Origin of the sequence: Paenarthrobacter sp. YIM B13468 (genome assembly GCF_042788025.1) — a bacterium.
GTDB lineage: Bacteria > Actinomycetota > Actinomycetes > Actinomycetales > Micrococcaceae > Arthrobacter > Arthrobacter aromaticivorans.
This window is the reverse complement of the sequence record NZ_JBHZPI010000024.1, coordinates 1-14,470: the sequence shown is the minus strand read 5'-3', so window position 1 is coordinate 14,470 and position 14,470 is coordinate 1. Positions and strand designations below refer to the sequence as shown.

Annotated in this window: 12 protein-coding genes; 4 read left to right on the top strand and 8 right to left on the bottom strand. The window is 60.3% G+C overall.

The features are described from left to right. Positions 1-16: 16 nt before the first annotated feature. Positions 17-196 carry a hypothetical protein gene (locus tag ACFX4T_RS20235; protein ID WP_216926545.1) on the bottom strand — a complete coding sequence of 60 codons (180 nt, stop codon included), beginning with the start codon at positions 194-196 and terminating at the stop codon, positions 17-19. A gap of 102 nt (positions 197-298) precedes the next feature. Here ACFX4T_RS20235 and ACFX4T_RS20230 point away from each other — a divergent pair, with 102 nt between their 5' ends. From ACFX4T_RS20230 to ACFX4T_RS20220, 3 genes are all read left to right on the top strand, one after another. After that, positions 299-676 (top strand): hypothetical protein, encoded by a 378-nt coding sequence (locus ACFX4T_RS20230; protein ID WP_377653692.1) that lies wholly within the window; start codon positions 299-301, stop codon positions 674-676. Positions 677-1,026: 350 nt separating this feature from the next. Continuing rightward, entirely contained in the window at positions 1,027-1,563 is a 537-nt protein-coding gene (locus tag ACFX4T_RS20225; RefSeq protein ID WP_216926547.1) for a hypothetical protein, read from the top strand. Further along, entirely contained in the window at positions 1,560-2,471 is a 912-nt protein-coding gene (locus ACFX4T_RS20220) for a nucleotidyl transferase AbiEii/AbiGii toxin family protein (protein WP_216926548.1), read from the top strand. The genes ACFX4T_RS20225 and ACFX4T_RS20220 overlap by 4 nt, the downstream gene beginning before the upstream one ends. Before the next feature lie 206 nt (positions 2,472-2,677). Here the strand turns inward: ACFX4T_RS20220 and ACFX4T_RS20215 are convergent, their stop codons facing one another. From ACFX4T_RS20215 to ACFX4T_RS20185, 7 genes are all read right to left on the bottom strand, one after another. Then, the gene (locus ACFX4T_RS20215) at positions 2,678-3,952 is read right to left on the bottom strand and encodes a Gfo/Idh/MocA family protein (RefSeq protein WP_216926549.1); all 1,275 of its coding nucleotides are present in this window, start codon (positions 3,950-3,952) and stop codon (positions 2,678-2,680) included. 33 nt (positions 3,953-3,985) lie between these two features. After that, positions 3,986-4,732, bottom strand: a complete 747-nt coding sequence (locus tag ACFX4T_RS20210) for a ThuA domain-containing protein (protein WP_377653689.1) — start codon at positions 4,730-4,732, stop codon at positions 3,986-3,988. Between the two features lies 1 nt (position 4,733). Next, positions 4,734-5,837, bottom strand: a complete 1,104-nt coding sequence (locus tag ACFX4T_RS20205; protein ID WP_377653687.1) for a Gfo/Idh/MocA family protein — start codon at positions 5,835-5,837, stop codon at positions 4,734-4,736. Positions 5,838-5,877: 40 nt separating this feature from the next. Next, positions 5,878-6,777: a carbohydrate ABC transporter permease gene (locus tag ACFX4T_RS20200; protein WP_377653685.1), complete on the bottom strand. Its 900-nt coding sequence runs from the start codon at positions 6,775-6,777 to the stop codon at positions 5,878-5,880. Continuing rightward, positions 6,774-7,703 carry a carbohydrate ABC transporter permease gene (locus ACFX4T_RS20195; RefSeq protein ID WP_377653683.1) on the bottom strand — a complete coding sequence of 310 codons (930 nt, stop codon included), beginning with the start codon at positions 7,701-7,703 and terminating at the stop codon, positions 6,774-6,776. The genes ACFX4T_RS20200 and ACFX4T_RS20195 overlap by 4 nt, the downstream gene beginning before the upstream one ends. Positions 7,704-7,705: 2 nt before the next feature. Then, complete coding sequence (locus ACFX4T_RS20190) at positions 7,706-9,007, bottom strand: ABC transporter substrate-binding protein (RefSeq protein WP_377653681.1); 1,302 nt, start codon at positions 9,005-9,007, stop codon at positions 7,706-7,708. 201 nt (positions 9,008-9,208) lie between these two features. Next, positions 9,209-10,204 carry a LacI family DNA-binding transcriptional regulator gene (locus ACFX4T_RS20185; RefSeq protein ID WP_377653679.1) on the bottom strand — a complete coding sequence of 332 codons (996 nt, stop codon included), beginning with the start codon at positions 10,202-10,204 and terminating at the stop codon, positions 9,209-9,211. 780 nt (positions 10,205-10,984) lie between these two features. On the opposite strand from ACFX4T_RS20185, the gene ACFX4T_RS20180 reads away from it, so the two are divergent. Then, complete coding sequence (locus ACFX4T_RS20180) at positions 10,985-14,416, top strand: SIR2 family protein (RefSeq protein ID WP_377653677.1); 3,432 nt, start codon at positions 10,985-10,987, stop codon at positions 14,414-14,416. Positions 14,417-14,470 lie beyond the last annotated feature (54 nt).

Here is a 14,470-nt window from a genome sequence, read left to right as displayed (position 1 = left end):
GTCGTACTGCGCACAATTACTGTCCGTCCGTGGTTCTGTGCCTGCGCTCGGGCAAGCGGCGGTTGGCTTCTGAGAGGGGCTGGTTGACGTTGACGCCACCGTCCCCGGCACTGCGCACCCGACCGTGGCGGAAAGCACGACGGCGGTGATCGTAAGTCCCGCTGGCACCGGCCATGATCTTGTTTTCCCCATCCAAGGGACCTTACGGGAAGAGTTGTGCGCCGGGTAGTTAATTTGTCCAACGATTTGAATATGTTACTTTGGACTCCTCGTCGTCGAACGATTTTGGGGGAAATCAATGACAGCGAAGTCCAGCAAAAAGGCGAACTACTGGATGGCGGTGCCCGCCGCGTATGGCGGAACGCTGGCGGTTGTGGTGATCACCGAATGGCCCTGGCCGCTCATCGCCGGTGCCGCCTTTGTCCTGCTACTCATTCTGCAGCGATTCCATGGGCGCGCAGAGCACAAGGCCCAGGCTGAACCCGGAACGGATAGCGCCACACTGGGACTGCTGAGCTCTACCTTCGGCGCGGCTGCCATCCTCATCCACGGATCCGATATCGCGGTCCGGGCGGGGCCCCTTTTGGGACTGATCACTTTTGTTACCTTGTACTTCTGGCTTGCCAGGCGGGGCAGGATTCATCAGCATGCTTCCGGCAACCCCGAACTGAGGTAGGGGCAATCCACGTGAAGCGCCGGCTCGTGGCTCGGCAGTCATGATCCACTGAGTCACCTCCAGTACCCAGCGACTTGTTAGCCCGACATGAATCCGGTGCTCGCTCCTGTCAGAAATTGATCGTCGCTGCCACTAACCAGTGACAGCCCCAATTTCTTACGCGGGGACGGTGCGTTTGTGGCGGCTGTCGGCGCGGACTGAAGGCAGGGCGCATAGTCATGGCCTGTCTCTGCAGGTGACCACGGACCCCAGTGCGCGATGTCAAGACAATACTGGTTTCGGTATAGTTTTGACCGCACCAGTCACCCCAAGAGATGGCAAAACAATACCCCTCGCGGTAGAATTTTGACATGAGGACAACCTACCGAGACGTACTGCGCGGGATCGCCTACGACAACCATGGCTATGTCACCACCGCGGATGCAGTGGGCGCTGGCGTGCCCGCCGTAGAATTGCCAAAGCTCACAGCCCGGGGCGGCCTCGAGCACGTCGGATACGGTCTCTACCGAATGACTGACATCCCGCCGACCGACGATGATCAGTTCGCCGAAGCGACCTTGCGCGCAGGAGACGACGCCTACCTTCGCGGAGAATCCGTCCTCGCCCTACTCGGCCTGGGGGACGTGAATCCTACGAAGATCTCCGTGGGAACTGGCCGTCGTGTCCGCCGCGCAATGCCCGCATATGTGAAGGTCACCCAGGGGCAGGCCGGCACGAATGTTACACGCTACCGCGGGATCCGCGCCCAACAGCTCAGCGAAGCCCTCATCGAATGCCTTGGCCGGGTCCCCAACACGCGACTGCGAGACGCAGCAGTCAAGGCTCGCGGTGAGGGACTGCTGACTACGGCGGAGTGGAACCGTGTGCGCAAGGAGCTCGCCGCATGAGTTATGACAACCCTCCGCGTAACCTCGCCGCCCTTAACCAAAGAATGAAGAATTTAGAGGTAGACGAAGCCCCCGCCCTTCGCCGGCGGACGACGATGGCTCTGGTCGTGATCGGACAAATGCTTCCCGAGGGTGCGGTGAAAGGGGGTAGCGCGATGGCGCTGCGATACGGCTCCAGCACAAGGTTCACCCGCGATCTTGATGCCGCCCGTTCAGGAGGCCTAGCGACATTCCGCGCCGACTTCGAAGAGCGTCTTCGGAAAGGGTGGAGTGGCTTTACTGGACGTTTGGTCGAACGAACGGCCCCGAAACCCAAGGGAATTCCCGCCCCATACGTGATGAAGCCATTCGATGTGAAGATCGACTACGAGGGGAAGCCGTGGTGCACAGTGCCCTTCGAACTCGGTCACAACGAGATCGGTGATGCTGACGCTCCCGAGTTCGCCCTGGCACCCAGCATCAGCGCAATGTTCACCTCCGTGGGTCTCCCCGCTCCAGCCCCGGTGGCACTAATGCCCGCAGACCACCAGATCGCTCAAAAAATACACGCATCCACTGTGTCCGGCAGCGACCGCGCCCGCGACCTCGTAGACCTGCAACTCCTAGGCGCCCGCGAGCAGCTTGACCTTGCGTTGGTCCGGGCCACTTGTGTGCGTCTGTTTGACTACCGAAGGGCTCATGCCTGGCCTCCATCAGTTGTCGAGGGCGCGGACTGGGCAACCCTCTACGCGGAGGCCGCCGAGGGCCTTGACGACGTAGTACCTGATGTCGCTCCCGCCATCGAGTGGCTGAGCAAGTTCATCGCCCGGATTGATCAGGCCTCGCCAAACGATCCGTCGTCACTCTCTGAGACGGACGCATTTGGTGCGGCCGTGGGGGCGGATTTGGAGGCGGGCGGGCACGCCTAACCAATCCACCGGGCAGCCTGAACTGCAGCTCAGCCACGGGTCAGCCATCGGCCAAGGACAAGGACAGTGGGCTTAATAAAACATGTCTAAGGCTTGTTTAGACTGATTTTAAGCAGGTCATCTGGCCAAGCAATCTGTGTCGTTGTGCGTGCACATGTGGGACGCACATACCCGATGAGTGGACAGCTTAGGAGCTCGCTGCTGTCTCAGTGCAAACGCTCCCAGTTAGGGGCGCCCGTCTCTCGTCTGGGGCCGGCGTCAACCCCGGCCTCTCTAGATAACTCCGGCTGCAGAGGCATCTCGGGAGTTGATTTCGCCCCCAAATCCAACGCCGGAACCTCCGTCACCACACTCCTGTTCCGCGCCGACTCCTCGACGGCGGCCAGCACCCGCTGGATCTGCAGCCCGTCGTCGAACGATGGCGACGGCGCCTCACCTACGCGGATGGCACACAGGAAATCGCGGATCTGGTGCGTGAACGTGTGTTCCCAGCCGATGATGTGACCCTGTGGCCACCACACTTCAAGGTAAGGGTGCTCCGGCTCATTCACGAGTATCCGCCGGAACCCCTGTTCCCGCACCGGGAGGCTGGCGTCCAGGAAGTTCAGCTCATTCAGGCTCTCAAGGTCAAACGTCAGGGAGCCGAGTGAGCCGTAGATTTCGAGCTTGAGCGAGTTCTTCTGGCCCGTGGCAACCCGCGACGCTTCCACCGACGCGCTGATGTTCCCTGTCATTCCAAGCGTGGCCCAGGCGGCGTCGTCGACTGTCACTTTCTCAAGACCGCTGGGACCGGGACGCTCGGCAACAAAAGTCCTCAGCGTTCCGGTCACCTCAGTGACGGTTTGCCCGGTGAGATGCTGGACCTGGTCGATGGCGTGTGAGGCAATATCGCCCAACGCTCCGGAGCCCGCGGTTTCCTTCCGCAGCCGCCAACTCATGGGGGCTTCGACGTCGGAAAGCCAGTCCTGGAGGTAGGCGGCACGCACGTGCCGGACGGTTCCGAGACGACCTTCGGCAATCAACTGCCGGGCCAGTGCGAGCGCCGGAACGCGACGGTAGTTGAACCCGATCATGGACCGCACTCCGCGAGCCCGAGCCGAGGCGGCCGCGGATGCCATCAACTCAGCCTCACCCAAAGTGTTAGCGAGCGGCTTCTCCACGAGCACATGTTTTCCTGCTTCCAAAGCTGCGATGGCGATTTCCGCGTGCATCCAGCCCGGGGCGCAAATGTCCACCACATCGATGTCGTCTCGCTCAATCACGGATCGCCAGTCGGCAGCGGATTCGGCCCAGCCGTACTTGGCTGCCGCTTCTGCCACGGCTTCATCGTCCCGGCCCACGAGCACTTTCTGCTCGAAGGCCGGGACGTCGAAGAAGCTGGCCACATTCCGCCACGCATTCGAATGGGCCTTCCCCATAAAGGCATAACCGATCGCGGCAACACCCAAAGGACGGCCAGAGGGAAGAGTGGAAGTGGTCATGCGTGCTCCTTGAAGTGAATGCGGAAGAAGGGCTTAAGCCTCGAACCAGCCCCGGGCAGGGTTGGAGACCTCGGGCGTCTCACGGAAGACACCCGGCTGGGCAACCCAACCGACGCCGTTGGCTATGACCTTCTGGATCTGCGGCTGGTGGTACACCGGGTACTCCTGATCGCCGGGGCTGAAGTAGAAGATCCGGCCCTTACCGCGGGAGAACGTCACGCCTGAGCGGAACACCTCGCCACCTTCAAACGAGCTGATGAAGATCAGGTCATCGGGTTCCGGAATATCGAACAGTTCGCCGTACATTTCCTGCTTGGGAATGACGATGGGGCTCTCGATGCCAGCTGCGATCGGGTGGGAAGGCTTGACCGTCCACACGAGCTCACGTTCGCCCTCGTTGCGCCACTTCAGGGAGCAGGTGGTCCCCAACAAGCGAATGAAGATCTTGGCGAAGTGCCCGGAGTGCAGCACCACCAAGCCCATGCCTCCCAGCACGTGGCGCTGCACGCGCTCCACCACTTCATCAGAGACTTCCTCATGCGCAATGTGCCCCCACCACAGCAAAACGTCAGTCTGTGCAAGGACTTCCTCGGAGAGCCCATGCTCGGGATCGGCCAAAGTTGCCGTGGTGATTTCGGAGTCCGGGTAGAAGCCGCGGAGTCCGGCGGCAATGGCGCCGTGGATCCCCTCCGGGTACATGTCGCCGATCGTCGCGGGCTCGTTGCGGGCCTCGTGGACGGCCTCATTCCAGACAACAATCTTGAGTTTTGAATCAGACATTTCAGAGCACCACTTCACGTTGTTCGAGGGCGGACTTGTAGCAAGCATCAAGGACCAGTGCACGGCTGAGGGCGAGGGACCCGTCGTGGCTTCCCCACACGGTCTCACCGCCGCGTATAGCAGCGACAAAGTCGTCGACGACGGCCTGGTGGGCTCGCCCGGGTTCGGCCACCACTTCGAAGTCGGCGTTTTCGCCGTCCTTCTCCGTGAAGACGTGGACGTCAGCCACAGGGTTCTCGGAGGCGCCGACAGAGCGCAAGTCCGCTCCGCCGTCGGTGCCGTAAACGGTGAAGTCCATGAGGTCCCGCTCGTCGCGGTACGTGGCCCATCCCGCTTCCAGGATCAGGGTTCCACCCCCTTCCAGCCGGATGAACGCTGATGCGAAGTCTTCCACTTCAAATTTATGGCTGGAGTTCGAGGCTGTGTAGCGTGCGTTGCCGCCGAGGCCGCGCGGGCCGAGTTCGGAATGCGTCGACGCCGAGACGGCCAGGACCTTGGGTTCGCCCAGGAGGTGCAGCGAGTAGTCCAGGACGTGCACGCCGATATCTGCCAGCGGACCACCACCGGCGAGTTCAGGATTAGTGAACCAACTACCCAGCATCGGAATGCCCTGGCGGCGGAGCCACGACGCCTTGGCGTAGTACGGACGGCCCAGCGTGCCGGCGTCGATCACTTCCTTGAGCGCCTGGATGTCGCCGCGACGGCGGTGGTTGAACGCGACGTCCAGGACGCGGCCCGCCTTGCGGGCGGCGTCCACCATTTGTTGACCTTCGACGGCGTTGCGCGCCAAAGGCTTTTCGCTCAGCACATGCAGTCCTCGTTCAAGCGAGGCAATCGCGATCGGCGCATGGAGGAAGGTGGGCACGGCGACGCTGACGGCGTCGAGATCTTGGAGCTCGATCATGTCCTCCCAGCGGGCGAACGCGTGCGGGATGCTGTACTCCTCTTTCATCTGGGCGAGGAGTTCCGCTTCCATCCCGGCGACGGCGATAATTTCGACGCCGGGAATCTTGCTGTACGCCTTGAGGTGCTGCTGGCCGGCCCAACCGATGCCCACAACTCCCACCTTGAGGGTCGCGGACGGGTCCTGCTGTTGAATGCTCACTTTGTTCCTGTTCTTTATGGGGTTCTTTGGCGGTTTGGGGTTAGCCTTTGACCGCGCCCGCGGTCATCCCGGACACGATGCGCTTTTGGCACAACAGCACGAGAATCACCAGCGGGACGGTGATGATCACCGACGCGGCGCTGATGGTGCCCAGTGGTTGGTCGAACTCGCTGGTGCCGCTGAAGAAGGCAATCGCGACCGGCACTGGACGGGCTTCCGGCGACGTGGTCAGCGTGACGGCCAGGAGGAACTCGTTCCAGACCGAGATGAACACCAGGATCGCCGTCGTGGCGAGGCCTGGGACCGCCAGCGGCAGGATAACCTTGCGGAAGGCGACAAACGGAGTAGCGCCATCCATGTACGCGGATTCCTCGAGCTCACGCGGGATCTCCTTGAAGAACGACGTCAGCGTGTAAATCGCCAGCGGCAGCGCGAACGTCAGCTTTGGGATGATGAGGCCCAGCAATGTGTCGTACAGGCCGATTTCGCGCCAGATGGAGAACATCGGGGCCGCGATGGCGATGGCCGGGAACGTGGTGACCGAGAGGATGAGCGTCAGGATCATCGCCTTGCGGCGCATCTTGAGCCGCGCCAGCGCGTAGGCGGCGAAGGACGCGAACACCAGCGCCACTGTTGTAGTTACGACGGCGATAATCACCGAATTGCGCAGGGCCAGGAGGAATTCGGGGTTCTGGAAGACCACCAGATAGTTCTCGAGGGTCGGCTGGCTTGGGAAGAGCTCACCTTTGGACAGGCTGGCGCCCGCTTTCAGGGAGGTGTTGACCAGCCAGTAGAAAGGGATGAGCGAGAAGGCCATGACGGCCGCCACGAACACCCACACCAAGGGGTGCAGTTTCGCTTCGCCCCTGAGCCCACGCTTCGGCGCCTTGGTCCCGGTGGTGAGTGCCGCCGTCGGGCGTTCTGCAGTCAGCGTGCTCATTGGTCCTCCTTGGCGACGTCGCGGATGTTGCCGCCGGCGAAGCGGACGTAGATGACCGAGACCACCATGACGGTGAGGAAGGTCAGGATGGACAGCGCCGAGCCTTCGCCTACCAGCCGGTTTTCGCGGAGTTGCGTGTAGGCGAGCATGGACATGGATTCGGTGCCGTTGGCGCCGCGGGTGAGCACGAACGGGAGGTCGAAGACGCGGAGGGCGTCCATGGTGCGGAAGATCGCCGCGAGGACGATCGCCGGACGCAGGAGCGGCAGGGTGATGTTGATGAACGTCTGCCATTTGCTGGCACCGTCGAGTTCGGCGGCCTCGTACGTTTCGGCGGAGATGACCTGCAGACCGGCGAGGATAATGAGCGCCGCGAACGGTGTTGTCTTCCAGACGTCGGCCATTACGATCACGGCCATGGCGTAGCCGTGCTCGCCGAGCCAAACGACGTCGCCGCCCGGCAGCCCCAGCGCGGAGAGGACGTTGGTGACCAGGCCCATGTTGGGCTGGAACATCGTCTGCCAGGTGATGGCGCTGACCACGGTGATGATCGCGTACGGCAGCAGAACGACCGTTCGGAGCACCGCGCGGCCCTTGAACGCGAGGTTGAGCAGGAGCGCCATGGCCGTGCCGAGGATGAGTTCCAGGCTGACCGAGAGGCCCGCGAAAAGGAATGTCTGGCCGAAGGCGGCCCACCACTCTTGGCTTGCCAGGGCGTTGATGTAGTTTTCCAGTCCGACAAAACGGGACAGGCCGGCGGTGCGGACGCTGTACTGGTTCAGCGAGAGCCAGATCGCGTAGCCGATGGGGACCGCCGCCACGAGGGCCATGAGGATCAGCGACGGCGCGGTCATGCGGAAGGAGAGCCGCCGCTCGGCCCGGTCCCGGCCGCTGACGCGGCTTGGCGAGATCGCTCTGAGTGCCATGACTAGAAGCTCCCCTTAGCTGCCGTGATTTCGTCGGCCATGCTCTTCACTGCGTCCTCGGTGGAGGCGGTGCCGGAGAGGACGGCGTAGACGTTCTTGTAGATCGCCTGTGAGATCTGCGGGTAGACCGGGGAGATCGGGCGCGGCTTGGCGCCCTTCACGGAGGCGAGCAGTTCCGTGGCGAACGGCATCTTCTGCAGTACCGCCGCGTCAGAGTAGGCAGCTTCGTTCACGGGTGCCTGCGAGTAGTCCATGGCCACGTGCTTCTGCCAGTCCGGAGTGGTGGCGAAGTCGATGAACGCGACAGCCCCAGCCTGGTTGGTGGAGTGCGCGGAGATGGCCAGGTTCCAGCCGCCGAGCACGCCCGAGGCCTTGCCGCCTTCCCATGCCGGCAGCGGCGCGACGCCGAAGCTCCCAGCCAGCGGGGTGGCGTTGAGCAGACGGTACACGTGCGGCCAGTTGCGCTGGTAGCCGAAGTCGCCGGACTCGTAGGCGAGTCGGGCGGGGTCTTCGTTGTAGGTCAGGACGGCGCGATCGGCCGAGCCGTCTTTCAGGCCCTTGCTCATGAAGTCCAGGACTTCGCGGGTTTCCTTGGAGTCGATTTTTACGTCGCCTTGGTCGTCGAGGACTTCGCCCCCTGCGCTGTAGAGCATTTCGAGGAAGTTCACCGTGAGCCCCTCGTACTGCTTGCCCTGGTAGACGAATCCATTGCCGGGAGCTTTGGCTGCTTCGGCGTAGAGCTGCTGCCAGGTCTCGGGCTTGGCTACCTTGTCCTTCTGGTAGTAGATCAGCCCGGCGTTGGTGAAGAACGGTGAGGCCCAGTACTTGTCTTGGTACTTGGTGGTTTCCACAGTGGAGGGAATGAGCCGGTCCTTGTTGGCCTCCACTAGCTTGGTCTGGTCCAGCAGCCAGCCTTGGGAGGCGAACTCGGAGGTCCAGATGACGTCCGTGAGGAAGAGGTCGCACTCGGTGGACTTGCCTTCGAGCCGCTGCACGATCTGCGTGCGGGCTTCATCCGTGGTGGCGCCGATCTCCGTGTACTTGACCGTTACCTTGCCGTTCGCCTTGGTGAACGCTTCCGCCGTGCCCTTGTAGATACCGCTCGCGTCCTTGACGCCGCAGATGTTGACGGCGCCGCTGGCATTAGCGCCCGCCGACGGATCGGCAGCTGCCGCTTGCTCCGCACCTTGGGGCGCTGCTCCCCCGCCGCACGCGCTGAGGAGGAGGGCTGTTGCTATGGCGGTCGCGGCGACGGCTTTGCGGGGTTTGTTCTGGAGCGGGAGAGCAGGTCGGTTCAAGTCCACAAGTGGCTCCTTTGGTGACTGTGGGGATGGGTGGTTCAGGGTGCGCTTTGGCTGTTGCGCGTCCTGAGCCTGGCTTCATTGCCGGGTGCTTTGGTTGATTTGTGGAATCGATTCCAAAAGTGCTCTTGAAAAACGGCCTTGCGGCCGTGGAATCGATTCCAAAATAGTGTGACAGGGACCACGCCAGGCTGTCAACCCTCTTTATTTAGTGGAGTCCCGTATGACCAGTTCGTGCGGGAGGAAGGTTCTTCCCTTGCGATGAGAGCCCTCGACGGTCATCCGCTCCAGGAGCTCGGCGAAAGCCACGCGTCCCATCTCGTAGGCCGGCTGGCGGACCGTGGTCAGCTCCGGGACGCACATTTCCGCTTGGACCGAGTCATCGAAACCTGCCACCGCAATGTCGTCCGGCACCTTTAGGCCAGCATCGGTGAGCTCACGGACGCAGCCGGCGGCGACCACGTCCGTTCCGCAAAAGATCGCGTCCGGGAGGTCTTTTGTTTCCAGGAGCTTCTTCGCGAGATCACGGCCCGAGTGAAAACCGAAGTTGCCTTCGCCGAACAGGATGTGGTTCGGCTCCAAACCCGCTTCCGTGAGGGCCTGGCGGAAGCCTTCCTCCCGCAGTCGGCCTGAGCGGGCACCCCTGTGGGCCAGCATTGCGAGCTTCTTGGCGCCCATGTCGATCAGGTGCTTGGTGATGTCGTAGGCGGCATGACGGTCATCGATGGACACCCCGAACGCAGCTTCGGCATCGACAATTTCACAGACTTGGATGACACTGAGTTGCTCTGCGACGGTGTTGACGTCGTCATCCGGCATGGTTGGCGAGAAGATGACTAAACCGTCCACGGAGCCGTTGCGCAGCATGTCAACGAGTTGCTGTTCGCGATCCAAGTCTCCGTCGGTGGCCGCGATGAGGCTGACGTAGCCATTGTCCGCGGCCGCGTCCCCGACACCTCGGAAAACTTCGCTGATCACCAGCGAATCAAGATTCTTGGCTAGGGCCAGGACCCGCATGGTGCGGTCTCTTCGGAGATCCCTTGCCGAGGCGAGAGGGCGGTAGCTGAGCTGGCTAATGGCCGCGTTGACCTTTTCCTTGGCTGCCTCACTGACCGCCGGGCTCCCGTTCAAGACGCGCGAGACCGTCCCTACGGACACACCAGCAGTCCTGGCGACGTCCTGAACTGTCGCTCGAGCCATTCAATTGTCCTCCCACGAGCAGTGACGATCATCCTTGCCGCCACATCACCGTCATGCCTTATCGGCGTTCCTCAGCTTAGCTGGCACATAGAGGGAGACGAGCAGCGTCACGTCCGTCGCAGCTCCTAGCCGAACACCTAAGTCAACCGCCGTCACCATCACCGAACGGTCGTAGAGGTACCCGCACTCACTGATGCGGCAGGCGCCGCCCCACGTACGCAGCAACAAGAATCGACATGACCTCCCAGAGTCTCGCTAAAGCCGTGAATTCAACGTTGAGAAATCGTAACGACGCACTTTGACTGAACGTGGCAAACCCTTGACTCGGAGGCGCGTCGGTTGACCATGAAACCTAACGTATAGGACGCGCCAAAGGATCCTTAACCGGGACGTAAGTGCTTGAGGTGGCTGCCGCCGCCAAAGGCTCCTTCCGAAGCAACTTCAATCCCCATTGATAACCATCTCAGGCGTGGTGTGGGACCACATAGACCTGGTCTGTAGGGCGCGAATCTCCCAAGCGTCCTCGCCTTTGCTGTCAGCGACTCCGCTAGGCTGGGCGGGCGCCGCCAGGGAGGTATAGACCTGCACTAGTGATCTGGCGAATTAGGAACTGCACGATCCCCAAAATGATGATCGGGCTGTGCGCTGCTATTCGATGCGGACGTCTGCGGGAGCATCTCCGAAATCAAAACCGCCGGCGGCCCGTGCGCCCGCGGGGCACAAGGTTCCGTAAGCTCTCCTCATGGAGTACTTCGTTCACGGCTGCATAAGGCAGGGTCAATGCACTTTTCCGGCGTAGACGTTCCCTTAGAGTTGCTGGACGCTCATGAAGCCGGACGGTTGGTCCTTTTTGTCGGGGCGGGAGTATCCATGGGGGCACCCACAAATCTTCCCAACTTCACAAGGCTTCTCACTGACGTCGCCGACGACTTCGGAGTCGACATATCAAGCGCGGCAGGGTCAGAAGATGTCATCTTTGGCCAACTCGACGATGATCCCCAGCAGGACGTTCATACAATGGTCCAGCGACACATTTTGCGCGCTAAGGAAGGCAATGAGCTCCATGCAGCCCTCGGCAGGCTTGCAGCAGCAGGACCAGCACCGAAAATCGTAACCACCAACTACGACCGATTCCTGTCAATTGCAGTTGAAAAGGCGGGAACCGTGCTCGATGAGTTCCGCGCGCCAGCGTTGCCCATGGGCGACGACTTCGACGGCATCGTCTATCTACATGGCTCAGTGGATCAAAATCCGCTGAGACTGGTACTTACTGACAAAGATTTTGGCCGCGGATATCTGAGCGATGCTTGGGCGGCAAGGTTTCTGGAAAGAATGTTTCACCAGTACGTCGTGTGCTTCATCGGCTACAGCCACAGAGACCTAGTACTTTCCTACTTGGCAAGAGGTCTTCGGCCAGGCTCCAAGCGCTATGCCTTTACTTCCGAAGCTGTGTCAGACCATGCCCGCTGGACCAGCTTAGGCATCCTCCCGGTTTCCTATACGGACACAGACAACTCACACAGGCAACTGCTATCAGCAGTTCAAGACTGGGGAGAATGGGCAGCTTCCGGTCTCTTACTTAAGCACGAACGTGTCCGGGAAATGGCGGCCAACCAGCCAACCGGGATCCCAGACGAAGATGACTTGCTTGAAAAGGCCTTGGATGACGACGCCCTTGCACGAGCGTTCTGCGCGACGGCCACAGGCCGTGACTGGCTGGACTGGATTGTGAGCAAGAACGCGTTCCGACGACTCACAGATGCTTCGCAAACAGCATACTCAGCGAGCCAATCAGCATTGGCCAACTGGTTCGCTAAGAACTTCATAGTCTCGGACGCAGACTCCCTATATGCACTTTCCCTACTGAATAACCTTTCACAGCCACCAAGCCACACGCTCTGGTCGGCCATCTGCGCAGAGATAACTGACGTACCTGAACGCCGTGACTGGTCAACGCCATGGATATTCTGGCTTGTAGATACCCCAACCACTAATCCCGGCAACAAACTTGAGGGCTTGGCAATGCTGCTCGCCGAGGCCAAAAGCCTGTCAACCTCCGATGTTCTGTTCGTCCTAGAAGAACTGCTCAAGCCCCGACCACGGACGACACCACGCAGGCTGGGCGACGGTACCGAATATGTCGTCGAATTGAGCTATTCATGGATCGACTCAATCAAGGATAGGCTTTTAGAACGCGCGTCCGAAGCTTCTAGCGCAACTGAGCTTCTGCGAATACTTGAAAGCACTCTCCGCGGCCTCTTCCTCAGAAATCGCTCAGTGTCCGGCTCTGACTATGACACGTGGACTTTCGGGAGACGTTCGATAGAAGACTCCCCACAGAACGGCATCGACGAAACTGCAGATTTAGTCATTGATTTGGCTAGAGAGTGCACCTCGTTCCTGATCGCCACGCAAGACCGTGGACTCGAGAGCAGCCTCAACCGGTGGGCTGCTAGCGGAGTTCCTCTGCTTAGACGCCTTGCCATATTTGGATGGCGCCATCGGCTCGACGTAACCGAGACCAAGAAAATCCAATGGTTGCTTGATCAAAGAGACCAACGACTCCTTTTCGATCCGTTACTCCGCTTCGAATCGCTAAGGCTTATTCGGGACGCCCTCTCCCAAGCGAGTCAATCCACAAGATCGAGACTCGTCAGGGCTGTGCTCAAGGGTTCCCAACCCGAGCGACACCACCGTGACTACGAAGTCTATGATCTGCTGGTTTGGTTGGTGAGACTCGACCCAAGTCTAGCTAAGGCAGCAGATACCCTTGCCGCCATGAAGGAAGCTTATCCGGATCTCGCAGAATCTCCTTATGTAGAACTCGATGAGAATGACGGGGGGTATAAGTGGGTAAAGGTTGAGCAGGAGCACCCATGGTCCGAGGAGCATCTACACGAACTAATAAACTCTGACGCCACCGCAGCTGCAAATGAAATACTCGGTTACCTGGCTAACACCTCGTACATAGATCGTTATGTCTCAGGAGTCACCCAACAGGTAGCTGCGGTGGTTTCCAGGTGGCCCAATGATGGTTTCCGGCTCTGGGATCATGCCCTTCCGCAACGGATGTTCATAGCTAGCATCATGCAGGGGTGGGCCGGGAGCGCCGCGGACGTCGTCCTCGCCGAACGCATCATTAGCACAGTTTCATCTCTCGATCTAAAAGAATTCGGGAGGGATGTTGCTTCACTTCTGAGTCCACGAGCAGGCAATCAAACAGCAGGACCACCATGGCCGGCCCTTCCCCAGGCCAGGGCGCTAGCCATCAGCACTTGGTCGAGACTTGGCCTCTCACCAAGCACAAAGGCCGATCCATTCAGCACGGCTCTGAATAGCGCCGACGGACTTTTGGCCGATTTCTGGATAGAAACAATCCGCCACGACTGGCGACTCCACAAAGATGACTGGAACGGAATAGAAGAAGAAAGCCGCGAGGCGCTGGAGGCCATGTGTGCTTTTGATGTCGTACAGAAATCGAGCGCATGGGCAGTCTTGGTGCGTCACCTGAGGTTTCTCCACACCGCGGATCCTAGGTGGACCATCGCACGCATGCTGCCGCTATTCAGATGGGATTCATCACCCGTGGCAGCATCTGCGTGGACAGTTCTGATCCAGACGACCAGCATGGATCAAGCTCTTTTGGACGACGGTCTCAAGCCAGAGCTCCTAGCAACCGTTCAATGGTTGGAGGACTTACCCGAAGCCACACGGCTGCGCTTGGCCACGCTATGCGCCTCAATCACAATCCACAGCCTGTGGTCAGCCCACACGAAACTCGACTGGATCCTGGACCTAACCCGCGCATCAACACCGGAATACTGCGCAAGGCTGATCCGGTCAATACGACAGCAGCTTACAGAAGCAAAGCAGGAAGTGATATCAAAAAGCTGGAACGACTGGATGAAACCCTACTTTGCGGCACGGGCCGAAGGTCGTCCGAGAACTGTCGATCAAGAGGAAGCATCCGCTCTCGCCGAATGGGTTGAAGTGCTGCAAGCCCCACAAAGTATCGACAAGGCCGTTGAATACGTTGGAATGATGCCGGCCGGTCTTGGTCGCCCTCCACGCCTACGCAAAATACAGGAGAATCGCGTGAAAGCTTCTCCCCGTGCCTATGCGCGGCTACTGGCTCATTTGCTAACTAACACCCAAGGCCCTTATTACCTGGAGAGGTATCTAGAGAATCTGTCGGTGCCGGTCGAAAAGTGAGCCATTGTGACGGTTGAAAACTGAGCCACTCGTTCCAAACGATTGGGTGGGTGA